Source organism: Plantactinospora sp. GCM10030261, from assembly GCF_042666615.1.
GTDB lineage: Bacteria > Actinomycetota > Actinomycetes > Mycobacteriales > Micromonosporaceae > KBS50.
The window spans coordinates 73,409-99,952 of the sequence record NZ_JBHTDD010000027.1; the positions used below are offsets into that span (position 1 = coordinate 73,409).

Annotated in this window: 26 protein-coding genes and 2 pseudogenes; 13 read left to right on the forward strand and 15 right to left on the reverse strand. The window is 72.0% G+C overall.

Annotation, left to right across the window (positions count from 1 at the left end; translation table 11 throughout):
- Positions 1 to 58: 58 nt before the first annotated feature.
- The 3 genes from hppD to hisC all read left to right on the forward strand — a co-directional run bounded on the left by hppD (position 59) and on the right by hisC (position 3,462).
- Positions 59 to 1,264: a 4-hydroxyphenylpyruvate dioxygenase gene (gene hppD, locus ACFQUZ_RS25915; protein ID WP_377446648.1), complete on the forward strand. Its 1,206-nt coding sequence runs from the start codon at positions 59 to 61 to the stop codon at positions 1,262 to 1,264.
- Between the two features lie 69 nt (positions 1,265 to 1,333).
- The gene (locus ACFQUZ_RS25920; protein ID WP_377446649.1) at positions 1,334 to 2,344 is read left to right on the forward strand and encodes an RDD family protein; all 1,011 of its coding nucleotides are present in this window, start codon (positions 1,334 to 1,336) and stop codon (positions 2,342 to 2,344) included.
- Positions 2,341 to 3,462: a histidinol-phosphate transaminase gene (gene hisC / locus ACFQUZ_RS25925; protein ID WP_377446650.1), complete on the forward strand. Its 1,122-nt coding sequence runs from the start codon at positions 2,341 to 2,343 to the stop codon at positions 3,460 to 3,462. Before ACFQUZ_RS25920 ends, hisC begins: the two co-directional genes overlap by 4 nt.
- An 80-nt stretch (positions 3,463 to 3,542) precedes the next feature.
- Here the strand turns inward: hisC and ACFQUZ_RS25930 are convergent, their stop codons facing one another.
- Together ACFQUZ_RS25930 and ACFQUZ_RS25935 are read right to left on the reverse strand one after the other, a co-directional pair.
- The gene (locus ACFQUZ_RS25930) at positions 3,543 to 4,865 is read right to left on the reverse strand and encodes a PQQ-binding-like beta-propeller repeat protein (protein ID WP_377446651.1); all 1,323 of its coding nucleotides are present in this window, start codon (positions 4,863 to 4,865) and stop codon (positions 3,543 to 3,545) included.
- Positions 4,866 to 4,933: 68 nt separating this feature from the next.
- The gene (locus tag ACFQUZ_RS25935; RefSeq protein WP_377446653.1) at positions 4,934 to 5,428 is read right to left on the reverse strand and encodes an SRPBCC family protein; all 495 of its coding nucleotides are present in this window, start codon (positions 5,426 to 5,428) and stop codon (positions 4,934 to 4,936) included.
- Positions 5,429 to 5,661: 233 nt separating this feature from the next.
- On the opposite strand from ACFQUZ_RS25935, the gene ACFQUZ_RS25940 reads away from it, so the two are divergent.
- Positions 5,662 to 6,162 carry a hypothetical protein gene (locus ACFQUZ_RS25940; RefSeq protein WP_377446655.1) on the forward strand — a complete coding sequence of 167 codons (501 nt, stop codon included), beginning with the start codon at positions 5,662 to 5,664 and terminating at the stop codon, positions 6,160 to 6,162.
- A 74-nt stretch (positions 6,163 to 6,236) separates the two neighbouring features.
- Here the strand turns inward: ACFQUZ_RS25940 and fahA are convergent.
- Positions 6,237 to 7,421 (reverse strand): annotated as a pseudogene (fahA, locus tag ACFQUZ_RS25945) (fumarylacetoacetase); the annotation flags it as partial.
- Complete coding sequence (locus ACFQUZ_RS25950; protein WP_377446657.1) at positions 7,418 to 8,305, reverse strand: hypothetical protein; 888 nt, start codon at positions 8,303 to 8,305, stop codon at positions 7,418 to 7,420. The gene ACFQUZ_RS25950 and the pseudogene fahA, both read right to left, overlap by 4 nt.
- A 95-nt stretch (positions 8,306 to 8,400) precedes the next feature.
- Here ACFQUZ_RS25950 and ACFQUZ_RS25955 point away from each other — a divergent pair, with 95 nt between their 5' ends.
- Positions 8,401 to 9,564: a homogentisate 1,2-dioxygenase gene (locus ACFQUZ_RS25955; RefSeq protein WP_377446658.1), complete on the forward strand. Its 1,164-nt coding sequence runs from the start codon at positions 8,401 to 8,403 to the stop codon at positions 9,562 to 9,564.
- 37 nt (positions 9,565 to 9,601) lie between these two features.
- On the opposite strand, the gene ispF is transcribed toward ACFQUZ_RS25955, so the two are convergent.
- The 3 genes from ispF to ACFQUZ_RS25970 form a co-directional block, all read right to left on the reverse strand.
- Complete coding sequence (gene ispF / locus ACFQUZ_RS25960) at positions 9,602 to 10,099, reverse strand: 2-C-methyl-D-erythritol 2,4-cyclodiphosphate synthase (protein WP_377446660.1); 498 nt, start codon at positions 10,097 to 10,099, stop codon at positions 9,602 to 9,604.
- 88 nt (positions 10,100 to 10,187) lie between these two features.
- The gene (gene ispD, locus ACFQUZ_RS25965; RefSeq protein ID WP_377446661.1) at positions 10,188 to 10,886 is read right to left on the reverse strand and encodes a 2-C-methyl-D-erythritol 4-phosphate cytidylyltransferase; all 699 of its coding nucleotides are present in this window, start codon (positions 10,884 to 10,886) and stop codon (positions 10,188 to 10,190) included.
- 38 nt (positions 10,887 to 10,924) lie between these two features.
- Complete coding sequence (locus ACFQUZ_RS25970) at positions 10,925 to 11,410, reverse strand: CarD family transcriptional regulator (RefSeq protein WP_007073334.1); 486 nt, start codon at positions 11,408 to 11,410, stop codon at positions 10,925 to 10,927.
- A 393-nt stretch (positions 11,411 to 11,803) separates the two neighbouring features.
- Between ACFQUZ_RS25970 and ACFQUZ_RS25975 the strand changes: the two genes are divergently transcribed.
- Positions 11,804 to 12,523: a hypothetical protein gene (locus ACFQUZ_RS25975; RefSeq protein ID WP_377446662.1), complete on the forward strand. Its 720-nt coding sequence runs from the start codon at positions 11,804 to 11,806 to the stop codon at positions 12,521 to 12,523.
- 19 nt (positions 12,524 to 12,542) lie between these two features.
- On the opposite strand, the gene ACFQUZ_RS25980 is transcribed toward ACFQUZ_RS25975, so the two are convergent.
- Genes ACFQUZ_RS25980 through ACFQUZ_RS25990 form a run of 3 tightly spaced genes read right to left on the reverse strand, consistent with a single transcriptional unit; the run spans position 12,543 to position 15,578 of the window.
- Complete coding sequence (locus ACFQUZ_RS25980; protein WP_377446663.1) at positions 12,543 to 13,601, reverse strand: type III polyketide synthase; 1,059 nt, start codon at positions 13,599 to 13,601, stop codon at positions 12,543 to 12,545.
- Positions 13,595 to 14,761: an acyl-CoA dehydrogenase family protein gene (locus ACFQUZ_RS25985; RefSeq protein WP_377446665.1), complete on the reverse strand. Its 1,167-nt coding sequence runs from the start codon at positions 14,759 to 14,761 to the stop codon at positions 13,595 to 13,597. The genes ACFQUZ_RS25980 and ACFQUZ_RS25985 overlap by 7 nt, the downstream gene beginning before the upstream one ends.
- 43 nt (positions 14,762 to 14,804) lie before the next feature.
- Positions 14,805 to 15,578: a methyltransferase domain-containing protein gene (locus tag ACFQUZ_RS25990; protein WP_377446667.1), complete on the reverse strand. Its 774-nt coding sequence runs from the start codon at positions 15,576 to 15,578 to the stop codon at positions 14,805 to 14,807.
- Positions 15,579 to 15,588: 10 nt separating this feature from the next.
- On the opposite strand from ACFQUZ_RS25990, the gene ACFQUZ_RS25995 reads away from it, so the two are divergent.
- The 4 genes from ACFQUZ_RS25995 (at position 15,589) to disA (ending at position 20,363) form a co-directional block, all read left to right on the forward strand.
- Complete coding sequence (locus tag ACFQUZ_RS25995; protein WP_377446684.1) at positions 15,589 to 16,470, forward strand: UbiA family prenyltransferase; 882 nt, start codon at positions 15,589 to 15,591, stop codon at positions 16,468 to 16,470.
- Positions 16,471 to 16,725: 255 nt separating this feature from the next.
- A complete protein-coding gene (locus ACFQUZ_RS26000; RefSeq protein ID WP_377446669.1) occupies positions 16,726 to 17,514 on the forward strand; it encodes a hypothetical protein in 789 nt (262 codons plus the stop codon).
- 145 nt (positions 17,515 to 17,659) lie between these two features.
- Entirely contained in the window at positions 17,660 to 19,102 is a 1,443-nt protein-coding gene (gene radA, locus ACFQUZ_RS26005) for a DNA repair protein RadA (protein ID WP_377446670.1), read from the forward strand.
- An 85-nt stretch (positions 19,103 to 19,187) separates the two neighbouring features.
- Positions 19,188 to 20,363, forward strand: a complete 1,176-nt coding sequence (gene disA / locus ACFQUZ_RS26010) for a DNA integrity scanning diadenylate cyclase DisA (RefSeq protein ID WP_377446671.1) — start codon at positions 19,188 to 19,190, stop codon at positions 20,361 to 20,363.
- Between the two features lie 36 nt (positions 20,364 to 20,399).
- Here disA and ACFQUZ_RS26015 read toward each other — a convergent pair whose 3' ends face one another.
- From ACFQUZ_RS26015 to ACFQUZ_RS26030, 4 genes are all read right to left on the reverse strand, one after another.
- The gene (locus tag ACFQUZ_RS26015; RefSeq protein WP_377446672.1) at positions 20,400 to 21,140 is read right to left on the reverse strand and encodes a hypothetical protein; all 741 of its coding nucleotides are present in this window, start codon (positions 21,138 to 21,140) and stop codon (positions 20,400 to 20,402) included.
- A gap of 138 nt (positions 21,141 to 21,278) precedes the next feature.
- Positions 21,279 to 21,842: a peptide deformylase gene (locus tag ACFQUZ_RS26020; RefSeq protein WP_377446673.1), complete on the reverse strand. Its 564-nt coding sequence runs from the start codon at positions 21,840 to 21,842 to the stop codon at positions 21,279 to 21,281.
- On the reverse strand, positions 21,839 to 22,351 hold the full coding sequence (locus tag ACFQUZ_RS26025) for a glycine cleavage system protein R (RefSeq protein WP_377446675.1): 513 nt from the start codon (positions 22,349 to 22,351) through the stop codon (positions 21,839 to 21,841). Before ACFQUZ_RS26025 ends, ACFQUZ_RS26020 begins: the two co-directional genes overlap by 4 nt.
- 171 nt (positions 22,352 to 22,522) lie before the next feature.
- On the reverse strand, positions 22,523 to 22,879 hold the full coding sequence (locus ACFQUZ_RS26030) for an ArsR/SmtB family transcription factor (RefSeq protein ID WP_377446677.1): 357 nt from the start codon (positions 22,877 to 22,879) through the stop codon (positions 22,523 to 22,525).
- Positions 22,880 to 22,941: 62 nt separating this feature from the next.
- On the opposite strand from ACFQUZ_RS26030, the gene ACFQUZ_RS26035 reads away from it, so the two are divergent.
- The 3 genes from ACFQUZ_RS26035 to ACFQUZ_RS26045 are packed head-to-tail and all read left to right on the forward strand — an operon-like array spanning position 22,942 to position 26,276.
- Complete coding sequence (locus ACFQUZ_RS26035) at positions 22,942 to 24,018, forward strand: flavin-containing monooxygenase (RefSeq protein ID WP_377446679.1); 1,077 nt, start codon at positions 22,942 to 22,944, stop codon at positions 24,016 to 24,018.
- Positions 24,019 to 24,028: 10 nt separating this feature from the next.
- Positions 24,029 to 25,348: an MFS transporter gene (locus tag ACFQUZ_RS26040; RefSeq protein WP_377446680.1), complete on the forward strand. Its 1,320-nt coding sequence runs from the start codon at positions 24,029 to 24,031 to the stop codon at positions 25,346 to 25,348.
- A gap of 16 nt (positions 25,349 to 25,364) precedes the next feature.
- Positions 25,365 to 26,276, forward strand: a complete 912-nt coding sequence (locus ACFQUZ_RS26045) for an A/G-specific adenine glycosylase (protein ID WP_377446682.1) — start codon at positions 25,365 to 25,367, stop codon at positions 26,274 to 26,276.
- A 76-nt stretch (positions 26,277 to 26,352) separates the two neighbouring features.
- Here ACFQUZ_RS26045 and ACFQUZ_RS26050 read toward each other — a convergent pair.
- Positions 26,353 to 26,544, reverse strand: a pseudogene (locus ACFQUZ_RS26050) (AAA family ATPase); the annotation flags it as partial.

Below are 26,544 nucleotides of genomic sequence, written 5' to 3' on the forward strand. Positions count from 1 at the left end.
GAATCCTCGCCACTAGGCCGCCCGGACGTGGGCGCCGCGATGGAGGGAGTCGAGCACGATGACCCAGGCGATCGACCGGCCGCAGCCCGGTGACGACGTCGATGTCGACGAACTGATCGGCGCCGTCGACCACGACCTCTCCCGTGACCCGTTCCCGGTCAAGGGGCTCGACTACGTCCATTTCATGGTGGGCAACGCCAAGCAGGCCGCGCACTACTACTCCACCGCGTTCGGCATGACCTGCGTGGCGTACCGGGGCCCAGAGCAGGGCTTTCGGGACTACGCCGAGTACGTGCTGACAAGCGGTTCGGCCCGGTTCGTGCTGACCGGCGCGGTCCGCCCGGACGCCGCCGGGGCCGCGCACGTGGTCAAGCACAGCGATGGCGTGATCGACATCGCGCTGGAGGTGCCGGACGTGGACGCCGCGTACGCGCACGCGCTGACGCAGGGCGCGACGGGCCTGGTGGAGCCGAACGATCTCAGCGACGAGCACGGCACCGTCCGGGTGGCCAGCATCGCCACGTACGGGGACACCCGGCACACCCTGGTCGACCGGTCCCGCTACTCCGGCCCGTTCCTGCCCGGTTTCGCGGCCCGTGGCCCGATCGTGGACCGGACGCCGATGATCGAGGCGGGCGTCCAGCCGAAGCGGTTCTTCCAGGCCGTCGACCACGTGGTGGGCAACGTCGAACTCGGCCGGATGGACGAGTGGGTGGAGTTCTACAAGCGGGTCATGGGATTCACGAACATGGCCGAGTTCGTCGGGGACGACATCGCCACCGACTACTCGGCGCTGATGTCGAAGGTCGTGGCCAACGGCACCCGCAAGGTCAAGTTTCCGTTGAACGAGCCCGCGGTGGCCCGCAAGAAGTCCCAGATCGACGAGTACCTGGAGTTCTACCAGGGCCCGGGCGCCCAGCACATCGCGGTCGCCACCAACGACATCATCGCCAGCGTCGACGCCATGCGGGCCGCCGGAGTGGAGTTCCTCGACACGCCCAACTCGTACTACGAGGACCCGGAACTGCGGGCCCGGATCGGTACCGTCCGGGTGCCGATCGAGGAGCTGAAGGCCCGCAAGATCCTGGTCGACCGGGACGAGGACGGCTACCTGCTGCAGATCTTCACGAAGCCGGTGCAGGACCGGCCCACCGTCTTCTTCGAGTTGATCGAACGGCACGGGTCGTTGGGCTTCGGCAAGGGCAACTTCAAGGCGCTGTTCGAGGCGATCGAGCGGGAGCAGGAGGCGCGCGGCAACCTGTGACACCGCCGCGGCTGGTGGGCTGGTCGATCGTGGATAAGGTTCCAGCGTGAGAATGTCGAGGCGCACGCCGTGACGGTGGAACCGGGCTGGTACCGCGATCCGGCCGAACCGACCACGCAACGGTACTGGGACGGGGAGGGCTGGATCGGCGAACCGCTGCCCGCGGATGCCAACCCGCCCCCCGGTCCACCCGCGGTCACCGAACCGCCCGCCGAGTCCCCGGCGTCCGCACCACCGGTCGCCGCGACCTCCGGCGGCGGCAACGCGGCGCCGGTGTCCGGACCCGGTGGCCGCCCCGGGCCGGGGGCACCGGGTGGCTGGGGTCCACCGGGGCCGGGCGGCCCGGCGGGACCGACCGGCTGGGGCTCGGCCGGCGGACCGATGTCGCCGCCGCCGGCCGGGACCGTGCCGCCCGGCGTGCCGGGCGGCGCCGCGCCACCCGGTTGGCCTCCCGGGTACGCCTACCCGATGCCGGAACCGCGCCCGCACGGACTACCGCTGGCCGGTCTCGGCCGCCGGCTCACCGCACGGCTCATCGACGTCGGCATCCTGGTGGTGCTCAACGCGCTGGTCAACGGCTGGTTCATCTACCGGTACGCGCAGGAGGTCGCCCCGGTGTACCGGGAGATGATGCGCCGGTCGCTGGCCGGCAACTCGTCCACCGAAGGACTGCCGCAGGCCGGCGAGCAGGCGGCCGGACTGCAACTGGTGATCCTGCTGATCGTCGTCGCGCTCGGCTTCGCGTACGAGGTCCCCGCGATCGCGGCGAATGGCCAGACACTCGGCAAGCGGCTGATGGGCATCAAGGTCGTTTCGCTCGGCCCGGACGAACCGCTCGGCTTCGGACGCGCGATCCGCCGGTGGAACACCCTCGGCGGCGTCCCGGTCTTTCTCTGGTTCTGCTGCATCGGCTTCGTGCTACAGCTCGTGGACTGCGTCTACCCGCTTTTCGACCGGCCGCTGCGGCAGGCCCTACACGACAAACTCGCGCAGACCGTCGTCGTCGGCGTGCCCCGGCATGCCACCCACCCCTCGGCCAGTGAGCCGGAGAACACCGACACCCCTGGAGGTCCCGCATGACCACGCCCGGCGACCACCCAGCCGGCGACCGCCCGGCCACACCCCGGCTCACCCGGGCTGACCTGGAGGCCCTGCCCAGCTATGTGCCCGGCCGCAGCCCGGCCGACCTGGCCCGGGAGCTCGGCCTTCCGGAGGCCGTCAAACTGGCCAGCAACGAGGTGCCGTACGGGCCGCTGCCCGGCGTGGTCGAGGCGATCGCCGAGGCGGCGGCCACCGCCCACCGGTACCCGGACATGGGCGTGGTCGCCCTGCGCGACACGCTGGCCGCGACGCTGGACGTGGACGCCGGCCGGATCGCCACCGGCTGCGGGTCGGTGGCGCTGGCCGAGCATCTGGTACGGGCTGCCTGCCTGCCCGGTGACGAGATCGTCTACTCGTGGCGTTCCTTCGAGGCGTACCCGATCATCGCGGCGACCACCGGCGCGACAAGCGTGCGGGTGCCCAACACGGCCGGGCACGGGCACGACCTCGCGGCGATGGCCGCTGCCGTGACCGACCGGACCCGGCTGGTCCTGGTCTGTAACCCGAACAACCCGACCGGCACCAGTGTGCGGCGGGCCGAGCTGGACGCGTTCCTGGCTGACCTGCCGCCGACCACGCTTGTGGTGCTCGACGAGGCGTACCGCGAATTCGTCACGGACGCGGAGGTGCCGGACGGGCTCGCCGAGTACGGTGACCGGCCCAACGTGGTGGTGCTGCGCACCCTGTCCAAGGCATGGGGCCTGGCCGGCCTGCGGATCGGTTACCTGGTGGCCCAGCCCGACATCGCCGCCGCCGTGCGGAAGGTCGTGACGCCGTTCTCCACCAGCGCCGTGGCGCAGGCCGCCGCGTTGGCCGCGCTGCGGCAGGCCGACGAGGTACGCCGGCGGTGCGACCTGGTGATCGCCGAGCGGGACCGGGTGACGGAGGCGATCCGCAAGGTGGTGCCGGATGTGCCGGGCAGCCAGGCGAACTTCGTCTGGTTGCCGCTGGGTGACCGGTCGGTGGAATTCGGCAAGGCGTGCGAGGCCCGAGGCGTGATCGTCCGGCCGTTCCCCGGCGAGGGGGTCCGGGTCACCATCGGCACCCCGGCCGAGAACGACCTTTTCCTCTCGGTAGCCGAACCCGCCCTCACCTAACTCCCCCCGCCCCCCGCCCCTCTCCCTCCTCCCCCCGCCCCTTCTCCCGCCGAGGGGCGGGCGGGGCGGGCGGGGGCGGGTCAGGTGACCGCGAGGATCACCGGCCGCGCGGCGGAGTAGTACCGGGTGTCCGGGGCAGCCGGGTCGACCGGTGGGGTCAGCCGCTCCACCATGACGAGCCCGGCCGCCGCGTACGCCTCGCCGGGCGTCCAGTCGATGCCGTCGTCGGCGTACCGGAGGTCGAACTTCGATCGTTCGTCGCCGCTTGTCGAGTCGAGGGTGAGCAGTTCGTTGCCGGGATCCACAAGGTGCACCCGACCGGGCTGGACGGCGAGAAGTCGGCTGTCGGCCGGGATCCGGTGCCGCCACCGTGGCTCCCCGCCGCGGACCGGTCGGGCCAGCACCTGACCGCCCGCCACCGAGACGACCAGTCCGTCGACGACGGTCGACTCCGGGGTGTCGAGGTCGGGTGCTCGCACCGGTTCCGGTCGATCTACCAACCAGCCGGTGATCGCATCGGGGTCGGCGGTGGTTTCGTCGCCGCCAACGGTCAGCCGGATCGCCGGGCAGTCCGAGCCCGCCCCGCAGCCGAGGCCGACGAGCCGGAACTGCTCCCCGGTGGCGGCTTGCGCGGGGGCCTCCGGGCGCCAGCGACGCTGAACGGCACCGGTGGCCGGGTCGCGGAACTCCAGCACGCGCGGCGTGGCACAGGCGTCCACCGCGATGAGCTGGCCGGCCGTGCTGGTCAGCTCGTCCACCCGGCAGGCGGCCGGCACCTCGGCCCGCCAGAGCTGCCGCCCGCTGGCCGGGTCGAGGCCCCGCAGCTCGGTCCGGCCGGCGACGGTGAGCACCGGGACGCCCTGTGCGGTCCGGGCCAGCCGTAAGCCGGGCGGGTGGTACACGGTTTCGGCACCGGTACGCCGGCCGGCATACCGGGAGTCGGTGGCCGGTCCGCTGGCACGCCAGGCCACCTGGCCGGTGCGCGCGTCCAGCGCGACCACTTCGCCGTCCGACCAGCGGGTCACCACGCGCGATTCGCCGGAATCGGCGTCGTCGGCCGGAGCGACGGCCAGGACGCCGGTGAGCTCTGCCGGCCACCGCCGGTACGACCAGTAGGGCGAGTTGCGGTACTTGGCGTCAATCGGACCGTCCGCGCTCACCTGGCGGTCGGCAGCGGTGACGCGGATCCGACCAGCCACGATCAGCGGGGCCGCGGGAAGCGTGCCGCGAACACCGACCGGGCTCGTGGGCGCCGACGGATAGGCAGCCACCCGGGCCGGAGCCAGCACCTCGGCCGGGGCGAAGACCCGGTACGCGACAGCGCCGGTGGCCGCCAGCGCCAGGACGGCCGTGGCCGCGGCGGCCAGGATCCGGAGTCCGCGGCTCCGCGACGTCGTTCCCATGACCGGACCCTACCCAGTGCTGCGCGAACGGGCCGGACAGAGGGTCGCGCGGATGATCCGACGCGCGCTCAGGCGGCGGTGGCCGGATCGCCGCGGCGCCCGCGTTCCACCGCCGTCGCGAGGTCGGCGAGGTCGCGGCGGAGCGCCCCTTCGACGGTGCGCGCGGCGAGGCCGCCGAACATGAGGGCCAGCAGGCGCCCGTACGTGGCGGTGGGGCCGCCCTCCTGGACCGCCGTAACCGACGTGCAGCCGGCGTGCCGTCCGACTTTGATCTCGCTGAACCGGAAGGTCAGCCGGTAGTTGGCGCCGACGCCCGGGGAGCTGACGGCGCACAGCCGTGGCGCCTCGACCTGGTCGACGACGTACTCCTCGCCCACCTGAAGGCCGCCCGATAAGGTGCGGATCTCCCGCCAACGGGTGCCGGGGCCGAACGGCTGCGCGGTCAGCACCTCGACGCTCTCCACGGTGGACAACAGGCTGGCCCGGCCGGACAGGTCGCTGAAGACCCGCCACACATCGTGGATCGGAGCCACGACCAGTCTCGTCACCGCCACCGTCGACATGGGCACCTCCCATGACCACGGTACGACGCTCCGGCAATCTGTCACAGTGAGATATCCGCAGAGTAACCAGATTGATCGAAACTCTCGGACGCGTCGCCCCGGTGCCGATCGGGGACACCGGATCACCGGCGCGTAAGCGTTGCGTCGCTCACCGCTGATCCGGCAGACTCCCAAGGGTCTCCATCGATGTCACGGGCACCGGGGTTACGGGGGTGATCGCTGCTATGGCTTCGATGCGACAACAGGAAGGCGACGGAGGGACCGGTCCACCCGACGACGGCCAGGAGGCCGGCGCGGAGCCGGACGACACACCGCGGATCGGCGCGGTAGCCGAACTCGCCACCGACTCGTGGTGGGACAACCCGGGCCGGCCGACCCCCTATCTGCTCTGGGGACTCATCTGGTGCCGGTGTGGCACGTTCATGGTGCCGCTGGACCGGACCCTCCGATGCGGTCGCACCGAGCGGTTCTACCGTTGCGACGCCGGCTGCGGCCGGTCCCCCGTACCGGCGAACGGCCTGGAGGGTGAGGTGTTCGGCGCGGTGGTGGCCGCGGCGCTGGCCCGATTTCCCCGCTACAGCCTTCAGGGCATGCGGGCACGTCGGACGGCCCGTCGCCGGGCGGACCCGGACCGGCGACGGGATCTGATCCGCCGCTGGGTGCGTCGGGTGGTGGCCGGCGACGATCAGCCGCCGCAGCTGCACTGGGCCGACTACGCCACCGCGGCGTCCTGACCCTCCGCGTCGGGCGTTGCCGCCGGTCCGCGGCGGTGGGCTCCCTCGGCGTCCGCGACCGGTCGGGCGGGGTGGATCGTCCCGGTCACCTCACCGAGTGCCACCGTGGTGCCGTCCGGCCCCGGAGCCGTGGCCGAGATCGTCACGGTGTCCCCGTCCTCCAGGAACGTCCGGGTCGAACCGTCCGCGAGCGTCACCGGCTCGGCACCGCCCCAACTCAGCTCCAGGAAGGAGCCCACCTGGTCCCGTTCGGTCCCGGAGACCGTCCCCGAGGCGTACAGGTCACCCGTACGCAGCGCCGCACCGTTCACCGTGAGATGGGCGAGCTGCTGGGCGGGCGTCCAGTACATCGACGCGAACGGCGGCGAGCTGACCCGGTGGCCGTTCCAGTCCACCGCCATCCGCAGGTCCAGCCCCAACCGCGGCACGTCACGCAGGTAGTCCAGCACCGGCGGATCCTGCTCGGGCGCCGCCACCCAGGCGTCGGCGAGCGCCTCCAGCGGCACCAGCCACGGCGAGATGGAGGTGGCGAACGACTTGGCGAGGAACGGGCCGAGGGGCTGGTACTCCCACGCCTGGATGTCCCGGGCCGACCAGTCGTTCACCAGTACCACGCCGAATACGTACTGTGCGAAGTCGTCCACCGACACCCGCTCACCGAGCGCCGACGGTGTCCCGACCACGAAGCCGACCTCGGCTTCGATGTCCAGCCGAACGGACGGACCGAACACCGGCCCGTCCGGCGTCGACCGCTGCCCGCTCGGTCGCACCACAGGCGTACCGGAGACGACGACCGTGCCGCCCCGTCCGTGGTACCCGATCGGCAGATGCCGCCAGTTGGGCAGGAGCGGCGGTTGTCCGGGCCGGAAGATCTGACCCACGTTGGCCGCGTGGTGTTCCGAGGAGTAGAAGTCGACGTAGTCGCCGACCTCGATCGGCAGCACCAACTCCACCTCGGCGAGCGGCACCAGCAGCGGCTCGACGACCGCGCGATGCACGTCCTCGGTGAGCAGCTCCACGATCCGTTCCCGCACCGCCGTCCACTGCGGCCGGCCCAGGGCGAGGAACGCGTTGAGCGTCGGCTCCCGCAGCGCCCCACCGGCCAGCACCAGCCCGGCCGCCTCCGCCGCCGCCAGGTCCAGCACCAGATCCGCCACGCGGACGCCGATCCGCGGTGCCGCCCCGGCCCGCCGGAAGACCCCGTACGGCAGGTTGTGCAGCCCGTACGGCGATCCCACCGCGTCCCGTACCCAGGTCATCCGCGCCCTCGCTCCCGCTCGTCGATGCTGCTGGCAGTACCCTCGTGCATCAGGCCCAACCGGACCAGGTCTTCCACCGGTTCCGCGACGCTGCACGAGCCGAAGCCGATCCACAGCGGGCGGTTCCGGTCGCGGCGGACCCGGGTCGGGTCGACCACCCGCAACGGATCGGTGGCGGCCAGCAGTTCGGCCACCGCCGCCACCTCCGCGCCGTCGTCGGCGGCGGCCGTCGCGGCCAGTACGTTGACGAAGCCGTGATGAGTGAAGCCAGTCTCCGGGTCGGTGTGCCGCAACGCGTGGTGCAGGCCGGCGGTGAGTTTGAACGGCAGTTGCCGGTCCCGGCAGGCGCAGATCACGGCGGCCAGTTCGACCGGGGTGGGGAACAGTTCGGCGGCCAGGCCGCCGGTGCGGAACTTCGCCGCGAGCCGGACGCCGGCGGCCCGCTCCCGGGCGATCTCGTCGAGCGCGGTGAGCAGTCCCCAGGTGAGCGGGACCTCGGCGTAGACGTCCAGATCGGGCCAGCGTCGGGCCAGCCCGACAAGCTCGGCCAGGCCGGGTCCGGGGTCCTCGCCCCGTTTGGCCACCGCCGCCTCCACCTGCCGGATCTCGAGCCGCGGGTCCGTCTGGTCGCGGACCGACGCCAGCTTTTCCAGTGGCACGTCGCCGATCATGCCGACGGCCAGCCGTTCCCCGGTCGCCAGCAGCGCCGGAATGTGGCCGAGCGCTGAGGCCGGTAGCAGCAGCGGGCCGACCAGGTCGGCGTACGCGGCGGCGCGGTGCCGGCGGTGACCGGCGACCGCCTCGGTCAGCGGGGCGTTGCCCGGTGGGAAGACGGCGGCGTCGTCGATCAACCGGTCGAAGAGCCGGGGCACCTGCGTTGACACGAACAGAGAACTTACGGGACGCTACGACTAACGGACAACCGCGTCCGATTATCGGACGCGGTTGGCCGGTCACCGGGACAAATCGGGAGGCTGACATGCCGTACTACCGCAGCGTCGGCGAGGTGCCCCGCAAGCGGCACACCCAGTTCCGTCAGCCCGACGGCAGCCTGTACGCCGAGGAGCTGATGGGGCAGGAGGGCTTCTCCTCCGACTCGTCGCTGCTCTACCACCGCCACCTGCCGACCGCGATCGTGGCGGCCGAGGAGTTCACCCCGCCCACTGTCACCAGGGTCCCGAATCTGCCGCTCAAGCCGCGGCACCTGCGCACCCACAAGCTCGACAGCCCCGGCGCCGACCCGCTCCTCGGACGGCAGTACCTGCTCGCGAACGACGACGTGAAGATCGCGTACGTGGTGGCCGACCGGCCGTCGCCGCTGTACCGCAGCGCGGTCGGCGACGAATGCCTGTACGTGGAGGCTGGACGGCTCCGGGTCGAATCCCCCTTCGGGGTGCTGGAGGTCACCGCCGGGGACTACGTCATCGTGCCCACCTCGGTCACCCACCGCCTGGTGCCCGACGGACCGGCCCGGCTGTTGACCATCGAGGCGACCGGGCACATCGGTCCACCGAAGCGCTACCTCTCGGTCCGCGGCCAGTTCCTGGAACACGCGCCGTACTGCGAACGGGACATCCGCGGCCCTGGGGAACCGCTGCTGGTCGACGAGACCGACGTCGAGGTGCTGGTCCGGCACCGGCGCGGCTGGACGCGGTACACGTACGCCAACCACCCGTTCGACGTGGTGGGCTGGGACGGGCACCTCTACCCGTGGGCCTTCTCGATCCACGACTTCGAGCCGATCACCGGCCGGATCCACCAGCCACCGCCGGTGCACCAGACATTCCAGGGCCCGAACTTCGTCATCTGCTCGTTCGTGCCCCGCAAGGTGGACTACCACCCACAGGCGATCCCGGTGCCGTACAACCACCACAACGTCGACTCCGACGAGATGCTCTTCTACACCGGCGGCAACTACGAGGCGCGGCGCGGTTCCGGCATCGAACAGGGATCCATCTCGCTGCATCCGGCCGGGTTCACCCACGGCCCGCAGCCGGGAGCCGCGGAGCGGGCGATCGGCGCCGACTTCTTCGACGAACTGGCCGTCATGGTGGACACCTTTCGGCCGCTGGACCTGTGCGAACCCGGGCTGGCCTGTGAGGATCCGGGGTACGCGTGGACCTGGGCCGGTCGGGCCGGCTGAGCCGCTCCCGAAGATCCACCGACATGCGGGAGGTCCCTCAGACCGGGACGATGGTCGGGGTGGGGGGCGGATAGAGCAGCGCAACGGCCACAGCGGCCAGCCCTTCGGCCCGACCGGTGAGACCGAGCCCGTCCGTGGTGGTGCCGGACACCGTGACGGGTGCCTCGATGGCCGCCGAGAGCACCCGCTGCGCCTCGTCCCGCCTTCGGCCGATCTTGGGGCGTACCCCGATGACCTGGATCGAGACGTTACCGATCGCCAACCCGGCGGCGCGCACCCGACGGGCCGTCTCGCCCAGCAACGCGACGCCAGCGGCGCCCGCCCACTCCGGCTCGGCCACCCCGTAGTTCGAGCCGAGATCACCGAGGCCGGCGGCGGAGAGCAACGCGTCGCAGGCCGCGTGCGCCGCCACGTCGCCATCCGAGTGACCGGCGAGGCCGTTGACGTCCGGCCACAGCAGGCCGGCCACCCAGCACGGCCGGCCGGCCTCGAACGCGTGTACGTCGGTGCCCACGCCAACCCTCGGGACGATCACGAGCCGAGGGTACGCCGGCACGCACACCGGACCGGCACCGACGCCGGACCCGAGGTACGGCCGATTCGAACGGGTTACCAAGCCCGTGTCAGGCGTCAGCCGATGCGAGCAGGTGTTCGGCGAGGGAGAGGTCGAACGGTCGGGTGATCTTGAGGGCGTACTCCGAGCCGGGCACACATGCCACGGGAACACCCAGCTTCTCAACGAGTCCGGCGTCGTCGGTGAGCGGATCGACGGCTGCCGCGTGCGCGGCGACAAGCACCCGCCTGCGGAATCCCTGCGGCGTCTGCACGGCCCGCAGGGTCGCCCGGTCCACGGTGCCGAGCACGAGATCGTCGCCGGACACCTCCTTGACCGTGTCGACCACGGGCAGCACCGGGATCACCGCGTCCCGACCGGACCGGACCGCGGCGGCCACCGACTCCACAAGCGCGGCGGGCGCGAGAGCCCGAGCCGCGTCGTGCACCAGGACGATCTCGGGACCCGCCGGTACGGCAGCCAGCGCGGCCGCCACCGACTCCTGCCGGGTGGCACCACCCGGCACCACGGTCACCGGCGCCACCGAAGCCAGCAACGCCCGAACGGCGAGCAGCTCGGCGGCCGGTGCGGCCACCACGATCGAGCGTACCGACGGCGCCGCCGCCATCCGGCGGACCGCGTGCACCAGCAGCGGCTCGCCACCGAGCGGCCGCAGGGCCTTCGGCGCGCCGGGGCCGAGACGCACCCCGGAACCCCCGGCAGGAACAAGGACCGCGACGTCACCACGCGGATTGAGCTGCGCAGTCACGTCGCGGTCCTTGATCGATGAAACTGATCGACGAGGACTCAGGCCTCGGTCAGCACCTTGTCGAGGAGGGTCTCCGCCTCGTCCTTGGTGCTCTTCTCGGCGAGCGCCACCTCGCCGACCAGAATGTCCCGGGCCTTGGCGAGCATCCGCTTCTCGCCCGCCGACAGTCCCCGCTCACGCTCCCGGCGCCAGAGGTCACGAACGACCTCAGCCACCTTAAGCGGGTTGCCGGAGGCCAACTTCTCCAGATTCGCCTTGTAACGCCGCGACCAGTTGGTCGGCTCCTCGGTGTGCGGAGCGCGGAGGACGTCGAAGACCTTGCCGAGGCCCTCTTCGCCTACCACCTCGCGCACGCCGACGATCTCGGCGTTCTCGGCGGGAACCCGGACCGTGAGGTCACCCTGAGCGACCCTGAGGACGAGGTACTGCTTAGGCTCGCCCTTGATGACCCGAGTCTCGATTGCCTCGATGAGTGCGGCCCCGTGGTGGGGGTAAACAACGGTCTCGCCGACACTGAAAACCATAGGTTCGAAACCCCTTTCGCTGTGTCTAGGGTAACACGCTCAGGCACCCATGTCTCACCGCAGTCCTGACCGTTAACGCAGCTCAGAGGCCCTGTGAGAGGTCTTTCTTGAGCTTGACAGCGAGCCATATGGCTGGTTTAGCCACGTTGAGTCACGTATATATCACCCGTGGCACATGGTCACGGGTGACAGCTGCCGCTCCCCAATTCTAGCTCGTCCGGCAGCCGGACAACCCGTACTGGCCGGGACGCGCGCAGCTCCGCGTCGCCCGACCCGGACCTGGCGTCGGAGACGCCCCGAGATCGATGGCCGCACCCCTGGCCATCAGCGGCCGGGTACGGGACGCTGGAGGCGAACGGCACACGTCTTCGGCGAACGGGTCAGGGGGCGCGAATGAGTCGATCGGGCAACGGCGACGGCGGGCCCGACGGCGGCCTGCCCGACCTGCCGCCCGGCTGGGGCCCGATCGTCATCCCGGACGATCCTTCCGAACTCGCCGAGGAGGCCGCGGCGGTCCGGCGCGAACTGCGTCATCGTGTTCAGGCGGAACGCGGCCCCTGGTGGCGCCGACGCGATCTACTGGCCTTCCTTCTGCTGATCGTCGCGTTGCTCGGCACCATGGCGAGCCTCGCCGCGGTGATCCGGACCAGCGCCACCAGGCAGGCCGGCAGCGCGGCCACCACCCCGTCCCCAGGGAACGACGGGGCGGGTGACGCCCCGAGCCGCAGCCTGCCTGCCCTCGATCTGGCCGGTGAGCGCGGTGAGCTGGTCCCCGTACGCGGCCTGCTGCCCGCCTTGATCATATTGGTGGACGGTTGCGACTGCGCCGGCCGGATCGACGCCGCGCTACTGGCGGCCCCACCAGAGGTGACTGTGGTGGCGGTCGCCACCGGGACGGTGCCGCCAGCGCCCCCGACCGTCCCGCCCGGCGGGCACCTGCGCCGGTTGGCCGATCCCGCCAGCGAGTTACGAACCGTCCTCGGACTGGAGCCGCCGGCCGGCCGGCCCACCGCGGTGCTGGTCGGCCGCTCGGCCACCATCGTGCGGACCGTTCCCGAATACGAGGCGCCCGAACAGTTCCTCACCGACCTGCCGGACCTGGTCGACCGTTGACCGGGCGGGTCGATGTTGATCAGTCCGGCGACTGGTGCTCCAGCGACGCCGCGTACAGCGTCAGGCCCGGACCGAAGGCGAGCAGCACCACGCGCTCTGGTGGATCGACGGCCCGCCACATCCGGTCCAGGATCAGCAGCGTGGTCGGTGACGAGCAGTTGCCGTTCTCGGCAAGCGTGGCCCGGGACGCCGCCAACGCCGTCGGAGGCAGCTTGAGCTGTCGTTCCACCACCGTGAGGATCCGCGGCCCGCCCGGGTGCACCGCCCAGCCCTCCACGTCGGCCCGGCGCCAACCTTGCCGATCCAACAGTTCGTCGACGAGTGCCTCGACATGCGCCGCCAGCACCTGCGGAACCTTCGGCGACAGACCCATCCGGAAACCGGTGTCGGTCACCTCCCAGGTCATGTGATCGGCGGTCGACGTGTCGGTCCGTGCCGCGACCTCGCGGACCGCGTACCCGGGCCGGTCCCCGGGCACCAGCACCGCCGCCGCCGCCGCGTCCGAGAACAACGCGTGCGAGACGATCTGCTGGGTGTCCATCCGCGCCGAGGCGGGCTGGATGTGCAGGCTTGTCAGCTCCGCGCAGAGCAGCAGCGCCGGCCGGCCCCGAGCCGCGACGAAGTCGCTGGCCGCGCCCAGGCCGGGCAGGGCGGCATAGCAGCCCATGTGCCCGACGAACAATCGCTGGACATCGGAGGCCATCCCCATGTCCCGGGCCAGCAGGATGTCGGGACCCGGGGTCGCGTACCCGGTGCACGAGCAGACGGCGAACAAGCCGATGTCCGTGGCCGACACCCCGGCGTCGGTCAATGCCCGGTCCACCGCCTCCTTGCCCAGCGGCAGGACCTCGGTCAGGTAGCGACGCATCCGGCGCTCGGTCGGCCAGTCCGAGACGTCCTCGAGCAGAGGGTTGACCGCCGCCTGCCGGGTGTCCACGCCCGAGTTGGCGAAGATTCGCTCGGCCAGCGCCCGGGTAGCGCCCGCGAAATGACCGGCGAAGAACCCGTCCCACAGGTCCCGCTGATTGGCCCGCGGCGGCAGTGCCACCCCCATGCCGGCGATCACCGGGCTCACCATCGAGGCGCCGATCCGTCGCGGTCCGGGTCTCCGCCCAGCGCGGCGATGCCGAGCCAGTCGGCGCAGACGTCCGAAGTGGCCGGATGCAGCGATCCGCACCGGGCGTCGCGGTAGAGCCGCTCCAGCGGATGGCCCCGCCTGGTGGCCGACGTCCCGGCCGCCTCCAGCATCGACGCCGCCACCTCGGCCGCCGTGGTGCCGGCCAGGAGCTTGGCCCGCCACACCCAGCGATTGGTTTCCGCGTCCCCAGGTGCCTCGTCCACCCGCCGGGCCGCCTCGGCGACGACCAGGTGAGCAGCGGCGACCGCCGCGTCCGCCCGACCGATCCGGGCCCGCACCGCAGGCAGCTTGTCCAGTCCGCGCCCGGTCAGGTGGTCCACCGCGGCGTCGATGGCCGCCCGGGCCACCCCCACATACACCGCCGCGTAGCTGGCTACCAGCCAGTGCGGCATCAACTGGGCCACCACCAGGGCCAGCCCCTCGACCCCTCCGAGCAACCGGTCCGCCGGCACCACCGTGTCCAGATGCAGGTCGTGCGAGGCGGTGGCGCGCATCCCGAGGGCGTCCCAGGTGGGTTCCACGCGCACCCCGGCCGACGCGGGGACCAGGAACTGGGACACCACCGACTGGTCGACGGCGCTGCGGGCGGCGACCAGGTATGCGTCGGCGTGCCCGGCCCCCGAACAGAACGTCTTCGCGCCCTTGATGCGATAGCCGCCGTCCACCGGTTCGTAGACCGTGGACAGTTGCGACAGCCGGGCACCGGCGCCACGTTCGCTCATCGCCACGCCGTACCACCGTCCGGTGGCGGCGTCGGCGAGCAGCCGGTCCCGGGCGGCCAGCGCCTCGTCGGGGATGCCGAGCGACTCGGCCAGTTCCTCCGTCACCGCGCTCAACGCCCCGGTCACCGACGCGTGCATGTTGAACACCAGGGCGGTGGCCCCGTTTCCCCGGGCCAGCTCGGTGGCGACGGCCGCGTAGCCGGCGAAGCTGGCGCCCCGGCCACCCAGCCCGGCCGGCACCATCAGACCCAGCAGGCCGGCCTCGCCGAGGTCCACGAAGTCCTGGGCCGGGAACGACCCGTCCCGGTCGTGCGCCGCGGCCCGGGCCGCGAACCGTGGCGCCAATCTGCGCGCGGCGTCCACCGCTTCCAACGACATGTAGCCCCCTTCGCCGATCACCCACTACCCCCGTCCGACGGCGCTACCCCTCCTTGAGCCCCCGGCCCTGATAGAGCACGGCCGCCGACCAGGTGGGCACGATCCGTGGCGCGACGCGGCCCACGCCCCGCTGCCGCGCCGCCGGCACCGCCCGCCCGATGAGCCAGCGCAGCATCGCCCCGGTCTGCGGGCGGACACCACGAACCGCCAGTCGTACGCCATGCCGCGCGCACTCCGCGACCAGCGCCCGCGCGTCGACGAACAACCGCGGATCGTGGATCCCCCGGGGCACCCCCGGGAAGAGCTCGGCGATCCGGATGCTGACCACCCGGCTCATCGCGGTGTCGTTGAGGGTGTCCAGCACCAGCGTGCCGCCCGGTCGCAACACCCGACACGCCTCGACGACCGCCCGTCGCCAGTCCGGGACGTGTTCGAGCAGCTCACCGACGGCGACCACGTCGGCACAGCCGGTCCGCAGCGGGACCGCTGCGGCGTCGGCGTTGACCGGCAGCAGACCGTGGTCACCGGCCTGACGAAGCGCCGACCTGGTCAGGTCGACACCGACGTGCCGGTAACCCTTGCCGGCCACGTGCGGCCCGAGCAGGCCCGCTCCGCAGCCGATGTCGACAAGCAACGCGTCCGGTCGCGACGCGACCGGCACCAGGGCCGCGCGCGCCTCGGCCAGCCAGTGGAGCATCGCGAACGCGCCGTCCGGACGCCACCACTCGTCGACCAGGTCGTCGTACTGCGCGGGGTCGTTGCGTGGCCGGACCGGTGCCGGCCGCCGCCCGGTCGCGCCGGCTCCCTGGTCTCGCATGACGTCGAGCCTGGCACGACTTGCTGACAACGGCCAGACTTCCCGTGTGTCACGTCAGTTGTGGAACCGGCGCACCCTCGGTGGGTTGATCCGGGCCAGCCATCCGGAACCGGCGGCCGCGGTGACCGCGGTCGCGGTACTGCTGGCCGCCGGGGCCGGCCACCGGCCCGGCGGCCTGCTCGGGGTCGGAACCACCGTGCTGGCCAGCCAGCTCGCGGTGGGCTGGAGCAACGACTGGCTGGATGCCGACCGTGACGCGCTGGTGGGTCGGCGGGACAAGCCGGTGCCGGCCGGGCTGGTCGACCGGCGCCGGCTGGGCGGGGCCACGCTGGTGGCCATCGCCGCCACACCGATCCTGGCGCTGTCGCTCACCCCGCTCGCCGCGCTCTGCTCGGTGGTCGCCCTCGGCTCGGCGCTGCTCTACAACTGGCCGCTCAAGTCGACCCCGTTCTCCGTGCTGCCGTACGCCGTCTCATTCGGGGCGCTGCCGGCCTGCGTGGTCCTGGCGCTGCCCGGCTCGCCGACGCCGCCGGCCTGGTTGCCGGCCGCCGGGGCGCTGCTGGGGGCGGGCGCGCATTTCGCAAACGCCCTGCCGGACCTGGCTGACGACGCCCGCACCGGGATCCACGGACTGCCGCACCGGCTCGGCCCCACCCGATCCCGCTTGGCGGCCGGCGCCCTGCTGCTGGCCGCCACCGCGGTCCTGGTCTTCGGCCCGCCCGGACCACCGTCGTGGGCGGGCTGGGCGGCGACCGCCATCGCCGTGGTGGTCCTGCCCGCCGGCTGGTACGTCGGGGCCGACGCGCGACGACCGGTCGCCACGTTCCGGGCGGTCATGCTGGTCGCGGTGCTGGACGTCGTCCTGCTGGTCCTTGCCGGGCGGCTGACCTGACAACGGCGACACAAGGTCAGCGATGTCGGTGGGTCGCCCACCCGGGACACCCGCGCCAGGGCGGCGGGGTCCGGTCAACGCCGACACCACACCTGTGTGTGAGCGCGCTCACCAGGGGGAATCCGCTCCGTACCGTGATCTCCGGGTCGGCGTCCTGGGGCGGATCACGGGCAACTACCCTGGAGCGCGGTCAGCGCGGGTATGGCCACCGCGCGCGGCGGAACGCCGGGCGCGAACGTGACGAGGAGGACCGACGTGAGGCGCTCGATCAGGGGAGCCGGCCGGGCGGGGCTGTGGACGACCGGTGGCGTCGCCGCGGCGACGCTGCTGCTGTCCGGGTGCGGGAGCGGCCAGGTCGCCGAGACCGCCGCCCAGGCGCCGGCCATCGCCGGCGTCAACGTGCAGACCGACGACGACTCCTTCAAGGTCCGCAACCTCGCGATCGGCTACCCCGGCGTGGAGGGCTACCCATCCGGCGGCAACGCGCCGCTGACCGGGGCCCTCTACAACGACTCGACCGACCCGATCACCGTCACCGTCCGCGCGACCGGCGTCCAGTCGGTGGCCCTGCGCAGCGGCACCTCGGCGAGCAACCCGCCGGGCGCCGGGCAGATCACCCCAGGCCCCGCCGGCAGTGCCTCGGTGAGCCCCGGTCCGGCCCAGTCCACCGGCGCCCCCTCCAGCCCGGACAGCGGCGGCATCGCCTCGGGTTCGCCGGTGGCCCCGGGGAACTCCCCGGCCGGTGAGCGCCCCGCCAGCCCGAGCGCGAGCGCCACGCCCGACGCTGCGACGCCCAGCGCCGCTCCCGCGGGCCCGGCCCGGGTGGAGATTCCCGCCGGCGGGTTCGTGCTGCTGAGTCAGGCGGCCGGCAGCTATCTCGAACTGGTCGGCCTGAACGAGGACCTGAAGCCCGGCCAGTCGATCGAGGTGACCTTCGAGGTCGACGGCGCGGAACTCACCACGCCGGTCCCGGTGGCCATCCCGCTGACCCCGGCGCCCACCGTGAAGATCACCACCGACGCCGAAGAGGGCGGCCACGGCTGACCCGAGGCTCCCGCGACTCGCCACCCCCGTCGATCTAGGGCGGATGGTCGCGAGTTGATCTCCATTCACGACCATCTGCCCTAGATCGACGGAATCGGGCGGTGCGCCGGGTCACCCGTCGCAGGGGTTGACTAACGTCCTCGGGGTGACTTCCCGAGCTGCCTCCCGGGGCACCCCGTCGGCCCGGTCCCGGGCCGCCCGCGAGCCCCGACCTGCCTACGAGTGCGACGCCTGCGGGCACCAACCGCCCAAATGGGTGGGCCGCTGTCCGGAGTGCGGCGAGTGGGGCTCGGTCGTCGAGTCGACGCTGACCGGCCCCACCGTCTCCGGCAAGGTGGTGAGTTCCCGCGCCCCGGCCGAGCCGGCCCGGCCGATCGCCACGATCAGTGCAGCACCGGCCCGAGCGCGTGCCACCGGCGTACCCGAGCTGGACCGGGTGCTGGGCGGCGGGCTGGTTCCGGGCGCCGTGGTGCTGCTCGCCGGCGAGCCGGGGGTGGGCAAGTCGACCCTGCTGCTCGACGTGGCCCAGCAGTGGGCCGCCTCGGGCGGCAGCCCGTCGCTGGTGGTCAGCGGGGAAGAGTCGGTGAGCCAGGTCCGGCTGCGGGCGGAGCGGATGGGCACCCTGCACGAGCAGCTCTACCTCGCGGCGGAGAGTGATCTGGCAGCGGTGCTGGGACACCTGGACGCCGTCAAGCCGGGCCTGCTCATCCTCGACTCCGTGCAGACCATCTCCACCACCGGCACGGACGGAGTGCCGGGCGGGGTGACCCAGGTCCGCGCGGTGACCGCGGCGCTGGTCGCGGTCGCCAAGGAACGCGGCATCGCGACCGTGCTTGTCGGTCACGTCACCAAGGACGGCCAGGTGGCCGGCCCCCGGGTGCTGGAGCACCTGGTCGACGTGGTGCTGCACTTCGAGGGGGACAAGCACTCCTCGCTGCGTATGGTGCGAGGGGTGAAGAACCGGTTCGGCGCCGCGGACGAGGTCGGCTGCTTCGAGATGCACGAGGGGGGCATCACCAGCCTCGCCGACCCGTCCGGCCTGTTCCTGACCCGGTACTCGGAGCCGGTGCCGGGCACCTGCGTGACGGTCGCCATGGAAGGGCGGCGGGCACTGGTCACCGAGGTACAGGCGCTGATCGGGGCCGCCGTGGCCGGTTCGCCGAGGCGTACCGTCTCGGGCCTGGACTCGGCTCGGCTGGCGATGGTGCTCGCGGTGCTGCAACGCCGAACGGAGCGACTCCAGCTCCACGACCGGGAGGTCTTCGCCGCCACGGTTGGTGGCATCCGGGTCGTCGAGCCGGCGGCCGATCTGGCGGTCGCGCTCGCCGTCGCCTCCGGCGGCCTCAACCTCTCCATGTCGCCGCGCCTGGTCGCGATCGGCGAGGTGGGACTCACCGGAGAGGTCCGCCGGGTCGGTGCGGCGCCGCGGCGGCTCGCCGAGGCGGCACGGCTGGGTTTCACGCACGCACTGGTGCCACCCGGTTGCGGCCCCGATTCGTCGGGAATCCAGCCGAACGGGATGCGGGTGACCGAGGTCACCGACGTCCGGGGGGCGCTGCAGCAGGCAGCGCGACTGTCGGCGGAATGAGAACCGGCGCCCGGCACCGCGGCACGGTGGCACATCACAGTAAGCGCGACACCACCCACCGCAGGGCAGTCCGTAGACTGTCTGGGTGCCGACCGACCGCGACGCCAACCGAATCACCGGTGCCATCCCGCAGGTGCGGGCCGGCTCCCCGGCGCGCCCGGTGAACGCCGGCATGACGATCACGGGTCCGGGTGCCAGCGGCGACCCGCTGCGCGCCAACCTAGCCCTGATGGCCCCGGGCACCGCCCTGCGGGACGGGCTGGAGCGGATCCTGCGTGGTCGCACCGGCGCCCTGATCGTGCTGGGCTACGACAAGACCGTGGAGTCACTCTGCACCGGCGGCTTCCCGTTGGACGTCGAGTTCTCAGCTACCCGCGTACGCGAGCTGTGCAAGATGGACGGCGCCGTGGTGCTCTCCAGCGACGGCACCAGGATCGTCCGCGCCGCGGTGCACCTGATGCCGGATCCGTCGATCCCGACCGAGGAGTCCGGCACCCGGCACCGCACCGCCGAGCGCGTGGCCCGGCAGGCTGGCTACCCGGTGATCTCGGTCAGCCAGTCCATGCGAATCATCAGCCTCTACGTCAACGGCCAGCGGCACGTGCTTGACGACTCGGCCGCCATCCTGTCCCGGGCCAACCAGGCACTGGCCACCCTCGAGCGATACAAGCTGCGGTTGGACGAGGTGTCCGGCACGCTCTCCGCCCTGGAGATCGAGGACCTGGTCACCGTGCGAGATGCCGTGGCGGTGGTGCAGCGGCTGGAGATGGTCCGCCGGATCGCCGACGAGATCGCCGGTTACGTGGTGGAGTTGGGCACCGATGGACGGCTACTGGCGCTGCAGCTCGACGAACTGATGGCCGGCGTGGACGCCGACCGGACCCTGGTGATTCGTGACTACCTGCCCACCGGTCGCCGGGCCAGGACGCTTGACGAGGCGCTTGTTGAGTTGGATCTGCTGAGCGCGACCGAGCTGATCGACCTGGTGTCGGTGGCGCGCGCGATCGGGTACGGCGGCGCGTCCGACGCGCTCGAGGCCGCCGTCAGCCCGCGGGGTTTCCGGCTGTTGGCCAAGGTGCCGAGGCTGCCCGTGTCGGTTGTGGACCGCCTGGTCAATCACTTCGGTACGTTGCAACGCCTGCTCGGCGCTACCGTCGAGGACCTGCAGGCGGTCGACGGGGTGGGCGATGCCCGGGCCCGTGGGGTCCGCGAAGGGCTGTCCCGGCTCGCCGAGTCGTCCATCCTCGAACGCTACGTCTGACCGCTCGGCCGGTGCCCGGCGTGGTTGGGACAGCCGTCAGTTCACGATGCTGAGCTTGACGGGCTCGCTGAGCTTGCTGCCCAGCCGGCCGATCACCTGGTAGTCGCCGGCGTTCGGGAACGGGCCGGTGGCGACGCCGTCGGCGCATCGGGAGTCGTCCCGTCCGTTCCACTCGACCTGGTAGGTCTGTTCGTGGCTCGGCGGGAACTGCACCACGTTCGACTGCCGCGCGGTGCTGCATGTGTCGGAGGACCACACCTTCTGCGCCCCCAGCTTGATGTAGATCTCCTGGAGATCGGAGCCGACGTCGCGGGGACAGGTCCGGCCGGAGATGTTCTTGATCTTGAGCTGGAGAGCCACCCCTGTGCCCCGGCGGGCCGTGTCGGGGTTCGGCACCGGAATCACCGACATCTCGGCATCGGTGCACCCGCCCGGCGGCGGAGCCGCCACACCGGTCGGGTTGGCCGGCCCGGTGGCCGGCGGCACCTCGTCCACCGACCCGGGGCCCGGAGCGGACCCGCCGGAATCGCCCGGGCTGGCCGAGGAACCGGCCGCCGTCCCCGGCGAGGCAGCCGAGGTGGGTGTCGCGCCGGTCGAGGCGGACGGTGCCGACGAGGAGCCCCCTGTCCCCGGCTGCTGGGCACCCGGTTGCTTCGGATCGTCCTGACCCGTGCAGGAGTAGAGCACCACGATGAGGAAGAGGAGAACCGCACCGAGTACGACGGCGCGGCGCCGCCAATAAACGGCGGGTGGCAGGGGACCGACCGTCAGACGCATGATGTCCCCACGGTAGTCGCAGTGCTCCCGATGATCGTGCCGACGCGCCGGGCGTAGGCGACCCGCGCACGCCGCACCGCGACCGCTCCCGGTCGGTGGCGGCGCGACCGGGTCACCGTTCGCGGGCCGCGCACCGGGTCACCGGTAGACCCGACGGGGAAAGACCGCGTGCGCGCCGGCCACCCGGTCAAGGAACAACAGGCCCGCACAGTGGTCGATCTCGTGCTGCAGCGCACGGGCCTCGAACCCGTCGGTGTGCAGCCGGATGGCGGCGCCGGTGCCGGGCAGCACCGCCTCGACCACGAGCCGACCGGCCCGGCGTACGTCTCCCGTCAGGTCAGGCACCGACATGCATCCCTCCCGTCCCACACGCCACCGGCTCGCCTCCATGACCCGGGCGTTGCAGAGCACGAAGGTCCCGTGCGTGGTGGTCGTCTTGGGGTGGCCCGTGACATCGACGGCGAAGACGTCGGCGGCCACCCCGATCTGCGGCGCGGCGAGGCCAACGCAGCCGGGCGACACCCGCATGGTGGCGACCAGATCGGCGGCGAGCTGGCGGATCTCGGTACTTGTCGCTTCCACCGGTCGAGCGGTCCCGGCCAGCACGGCGGCGGGGGCCACGACGACGGACCGCACCTGGCCCGGCACGCCGAGCACATCGCTGCTCCAGCCGCCGAGGGCGGTCGCTGCCTCGTCGGTCACAGCACGTCCGACTCGACGGGCCGCAAAGTCACCTCGATGTCCAGGGCCTCGCCCACCTCCGCGAGTTCCCGCCGCACGGCGTCGGCGGCGACCGGCGGCAGGTCGACCTCGGCGACCAGGACGTAGAGCCGGTCGGTCAGGCGGGTGGTCAGATCGGTGACGTTCGCTCCGGCCCGCGCCAGCACCCTGGTCACCGCCGCCACGATGCCGAGCCGGTCGGCGCCGTAAACGGAGACCAGATACGGCTCGCCGGTCCGCTGGGCCACCTCGTCCGCGGCGACCGACAGCACGGTGGCGAGCAACCGGCCGTCCGCGGCGAGCGGGGCCAGCGCCCGCTCCACCTCGGCCGCGGCGGGACCGGTGCAAACCAGGGTCATCGCGAAGTGTCCGCGCAACCGGGTCATCGTGGAGTCGGTGAGGTTGGCGCCGAGTCCGGCGAGCGCGTCGGCCACGTCGGCCACGATTCCCGGACGGTCCTGGCCGATCACGGTGATGGCGAGCTCATCCACCCGGGCAGTGTGCCCGATCCGGGCATCACCGGGGACGGTATCCGCCTCGCCTTCCACGGGCCGGGACGCGATCCGACGCGTCGGCGCATCCCGGGTGGCCGGGACGTGCCGACCACGTTGGTCGCCTCGGCGCGAACGGGGACCACCGGCGGGCGGCGGACCGCCCGGGCCTCAGCAGCAGTCCATCAGGTATTCCCGCAGGTCGGTGAGCGCTCGGACGGAGCCGTCCCGGTCGGCCCGGTACAGCACGGTCTTGCCATCCCGTCGGGAGACCACGACCTTCCCCCGGCGCAGCAGCATGAGCTGCTGGGAGGCGGTCGCGTGGCTGATTCCGACCCGGGTGGCGATCTCGCCTACCGACAGTTCCGCGCCCCGCGCGAAGAGCATCATGATCCGTTGGCGAGTGGGGCTGGCCAATGCCTTGAGGAAGTCATGGGTCGACTCGGCGAGCTGAGGCAGGTCAGCGCAGCTTGCTTGCGGTGCTGCCACCGGTTGCGGCGCGTCGGCATCGGTTCTCTGCTGCTCCACCTGCTCACCCTCTCCCATCATAGTCATTTTGTCATACGTCTAAATGACGTTATGATTTCGCAATGCCGAACTCACAAACATCCGTGGTTGTCATCGGAGGTGGCCAGTCCGGGCTCGCCGCCGCCCGAGCCGTACGCGACGCGGGCCTCCATCCGCTCGTACTCGAAGCCGGCGACCGGCCGGTTGGTTCCTGGCCCCACTACTACGACAGCCTCACCCTGTTCTCGCCAGCTCGATACAGCGCGATGCCCGGTCTGCCGTTCCCCGGCGACCCGGACAGGTACCCCACCCGGGACGAGGTGGCCGACTATCTCCGGTCCTACGCCGACAGCCTCGGCGTGGAGATCCGCACCGGTCATCGGGTACGCACCGTCAGCACCACCCCGACGGGCTTCCTCGTGCACACCGCCGCGGGTGAGGAGATCCCGGCGTCCGGCATCGTCGCCGCCAGCGGGACGTTCGGGCGGCCCCACCTTCCGGTCCTGCCGGGCCAGCAGGAGTTCTCGGGGGAGGTGCGGCATGTTGCCCAGTACCGAGAGCCCGCCCCGTACGCCGGGAGGCGCGTCATCGTGGTGGGTGCCGGCAACTCCGCGGTCCAGGTCGGCTACGAACTGGCAGACGTCGCCACCGTGACACTGGCATCCGTCAGCCCCGTCCACTTCCTCGACCAGCGGCCGAACGGCCGGGATCTCCACCACTGGTTGGACACCAGCGGCTTCGACGACCTGCCACCAGCCTGGCTCGCCAAGGTCATCCACCACATCCCGGTACTGGACACGGGTGGATATCGCAAGGCGTTCGAGTCAGGGGTCATCGATCGACGCCCCATGTTCACCACCTTCGAGGAGGACCGTGTGGTGTGGGCCGACGGCACGTCGGAACACGTCGACGCGGTCATCTTCGCGACCGGATACCGCCCCCACCTCGACTACCTGGAGCCGATCGGCGCCCTCGACGCCGGCCTCCCCCAGCACGTCGCTGGCATCTCCACCACCCACCCCGGCCTGGTCTATGTCGGACTGGAGTTCCAACGCTCCTTCTCGTCGAACACCCTGCGCGGGGTCAGCCGGGACGCCGACTACGTGGTATCCGCCCTGGCTGCCCACGTCAGAGACGCCGTCACCATCGTCGGTCTGTGACCCCTGCCTGATGACCTCGAGGCTTGCCACGGTGCCCACCGGGTCCGACGCGACCGGTGGGCACCGCCCCGAGGCCGACGGCCGGCGAGTGGTCACCGCGTTGGCGATCACCCAGACAGTCGGGTACGGCACCCTCTACTACTCATTCGCGGTGCTGCTCGAACCCATGGCGACCAGCCTCTCCGCGTCCGCCGTACAGGTCACCGGAGCGCTCACGGCATCGGTTCTCACCGGCGGAGCCATGGCCGTCCCGGTCGGCCGGTGGCTGGACCGTCACGGCGGCCACCTCCTCATGACCGTCGGCTCGCTCGTGGGGACGCTGCTGGTTGCCGCGTGGTCACGGGTGGGGAGCCTCGCGGAGCTTTACGCCGTGCTGGTCGGCGTCGGTCTGGTCAGTGGGATGGTGCTCTACGAATCCGCGTTCGCGGTAATCGTCTCCTGGTTCGACCCGGAGCGGCGGGCCAGGGCACTACTCGCCGTCACCGCCGTCGCCGGCCTCGCCAGCTCGATCTACCTGCCTCTCACCGGGTTACTTGTCGATCGACTCGGATGGCGCACGGCCCTGCTCGTGCTCGCCGCTGTGCACGGGGTTGTCACCATTCCGCTGCACGCGACCGCCATCCGCCGGCCGCCATCCACCCGGCGGGCGGCCGGGGCGACGGATCCGATCGGAAAGGTGGTGGAGCGGCGCCGAACTGTCGTACGAGCTGCTGTCCGAGATGTCTCCTTCTGGACACTCACCGCGGCGTTCGTCTTCCACAGCGCGGCGATGGCGACCATGGCGGTGCATCTGGTTTCGTACCTGACCAGCCGCGGCCACCCACCGACCTTCGGCGCCACCGTCGCTGGACTGCTCGGCATCCTGGCCGTCACCGGACGCTTCGTGCTTTCCGGCACCCGCAACCGCCTCCGGACGACCAGGGTCGTCGCGTTGATGTTCGCCTTCCAGGCGCTGGCTGTGATCGGTCTCGGCGTGTTCGGTGACAGTCGCGGCGGGGCCGTCGCGGCGGTCGTCTGCTTCGGCCTCGGTTTCGGACTTGCCCACCTGGCCACACCGACCCTGCTCGCCAGCCGGTACGGCACCGCCGCCTACGCCACCATCGCCGGGATCGTCGCTACGCCGGTGACCCTTGCTCGGGCGGCTGCCCCGATGCTCGGCGCGTCGATGATCCCTGCCGGCGGTTATTCGGGTGTCCTGGCGACGGTCGCGGCCTGCTGTGCCGTGGCAGGACTCTGCCTGTTCTGCTCCGCTGATCATGCGCCGCCTCGGCGGGACCGGGTGGGATTTCGACCGGGTCGACCGGCGCACGAGTTCCGCCCGCCGGCATGACAGGATCTGTGGCGCGATGTCCGAGAAGAAGCTCGCCGCCATGGCCATTTCCTGGTACGACCAGAATGCCCGGGACCTGCCGTGGCGGGTCCCCGACGTGGGTGCCTGGCCGATCCTGATCAGCGAGATCATGCTCCAGCAGACTCCGGTGGTCCGGGTGCTCCCCGTGTGGCGGGAATGGGTGGCCCGCTGGCCCGAGCCCGCGGCGCTGGCGGCTGAGCCGCCCGCCGAGGCGATCCGCATGTGGGGTCGGCTGGGCTATCCGCGTCGCGCGTTGCGGCTGCGGGAATGCGCGGTGGCGCTGGTGGAGCGGCACGCCGGTCGGGTGCCCACCGACCTGGACGAGCTGCTGGCGTTGCCAGGGGTGGGCAGCTACACCGCCCGGGCGGTGGCCGCGTTCGCGTACGGGCAACGGCATCCCGTGGTGGACACGAATGTGCGCCGGTTGGTGGCCCGGGTCGTCGCCGGCGAGCCGGACGCCGGCCCGGCCACCCGACCGGCCGACCTGGTGGCCACCGCCGAACTGCTGCCGGACCAGCCGACCACCGCGGCCCGGGCCAGCGCCGCCTTCATGGAGCTGGGTGCCCTGGTGTGCACGGCCCGCGCACCGCGCTGCGCCGACTGCCCGCTCGCCGAGGTCTGCGGCTGGTACGGCGCCGGCCGGCCGGCGGTGCCGACCGGCCCGACCCGGCGACCGCAGCGGTACGCCGGCACCGATCGGCAGGTACGCGGACTGTTGCTGGCGGTGCTCCGGGACAGTGTCGGACCGGTCCCGGTCCAGCGGTTGGATCTGGTCTGGAAGGACGACGTGCAGCGCTCCCGGGCGCTGGCCGGTCTGGTGACGGACGGCCTGGTCGAGCTGGTCGGTGATGACGCCTGCCGGCTGGCCGGCGATGTCGCGACGCCACAGCGGTCGACCGTCGACTGATCGGCGTGCCGGATGAACGGGTTCGGCCCGGCGGCTCCGCCGCCGGGCCGAACCCGTTCACGTGCTGACTGCTTGTTTACTCGGTGCCGCCCGCGGCGGCTGCGCCGCCGAGGTCGGCCGGCACCGCGTCGGGGACGTCCACCGGCTTCTCCGCGCCACGGAACACCAGCTTGGACTTGTCCACATCCTCCGGGTCGCCCTCGCAGTCGACGACCACGATCTGCCCCGGCGTCAACTCGTTGAACAGGATCCGCTCCGACAGGTTGTC

Excerpts from the sequence above, each read along its gene's own strand:
- hppD (WP_377446648.1), top strand. The coding sequence starts at position 59 with ATGACCCAGGCGATCGACCGGCCGCAGCCCGGTGACGACGTCGATGTC.
- hisC (WP_377446650.1), top strand. The coding sequence starts at position 2,341 with ATGACCACGCCCGGCGACCACCCAGCCGGCGACCGCCCGGCCACACCC.
- ACFQUZ_RS25930 (WP_377446651.1), bottom strand. The coding sequence starts at position 4,865 with ATGGGAACGACGTCGCGGAGCCGCGGACTCCGGATCCTGGCCGCCGCG.
- ACFQUZ_RS25935 (WP_377446653.1), bottom strand. The coding sequence starts at position 5,428 with ATGTCGACGGTGGCGGTGACGAGACTGGTCGTGGCTCCGATCCACGAT.
- ACFQUZ_RS25940 (WP_377446655.1), top strand. The coding sequence starts at position 5,662 with ATGCGACAACAGGAAGGCGACGGAGGGACCGGTCCACCCGACGACGGC.
- ACFQUZ_RS25955 (WP_377446658.1), top strand. The coding sequence starts at position 8,401 with ATGCCGTACTACCGCAGCGTCGGCGAGGTGCCCCGCAAGCGGCACACC.
- ACFQUZ_RS25970 (WP_007073334.1), bottom strand. The coding sequence starts at position 11,410 with ATGGTTTTCAGTGTCGGCGAGACCGTTGTTTACCCCCACCACGGGGCC.
- ACFQUZ_RS25975 (WP_377446662.1), top strand. The coding sequence starts at position 11,804 with ATGAGTCGATCGGGCAACGGCGACGGCGGGCCCGACGGCGGCCTGCCC.
- ACFQUZ_RS25980 (WP_377446663.1), bottom strand. The coding sequence starts at position 13,601 with ATGGTGAGCCCGGTGATCGCCGGCATGGGGGTGGCACTGCCGCCGCGG.
- ACFQUZ_RS25985 (WP_377446665.1), bottom strand. The coding sequence starts at position 14,761 with ATGTCGTTGGAAGCGGTGGACGCCGCGCGCAGATTGGCGCCACGGTTC.
- ACFQUZ_RS25990 (WP_377446667.1), bottom strand. The coding sequence starts at position 15,578 with ATGCGAGACCAGGGAGCCGGCGCGACCGGGCGGCGGCCGGCACCGGTC.
- ACFQUZ_RS26015 (WP_377446672.1), bottom strand. The coding sequence starts at position 21,140 with ATGCGTCTGACGGTCGGTCCCCTGCCACCCGCCGTTTATTGGCGGCGC.
- ACFQUZ_RS26035 (WP_377446679.1), top strand. The coding sequence starts at position 22,942 with ATGCCGAACTCACAAACATCCGTGGTTGTCATCGGAGGTGGCCAGTCC.
- ACFQUZ_RS26040 (WP_377446680.1), top strand. The coding sequence starts at position 24,029 with ATGACCTCGAGGCTTGCCACGGTGCCCACCGGGTCCGACGCGACCGGT.
- ACFQUZ_RS26045 (WP_377446682.1), top strand. The coding sequence starts at position 25,365 with ATGTCCGAGAAGAAGCTCGCCGCCATGGCCATTTCCTGGTACGACCAG.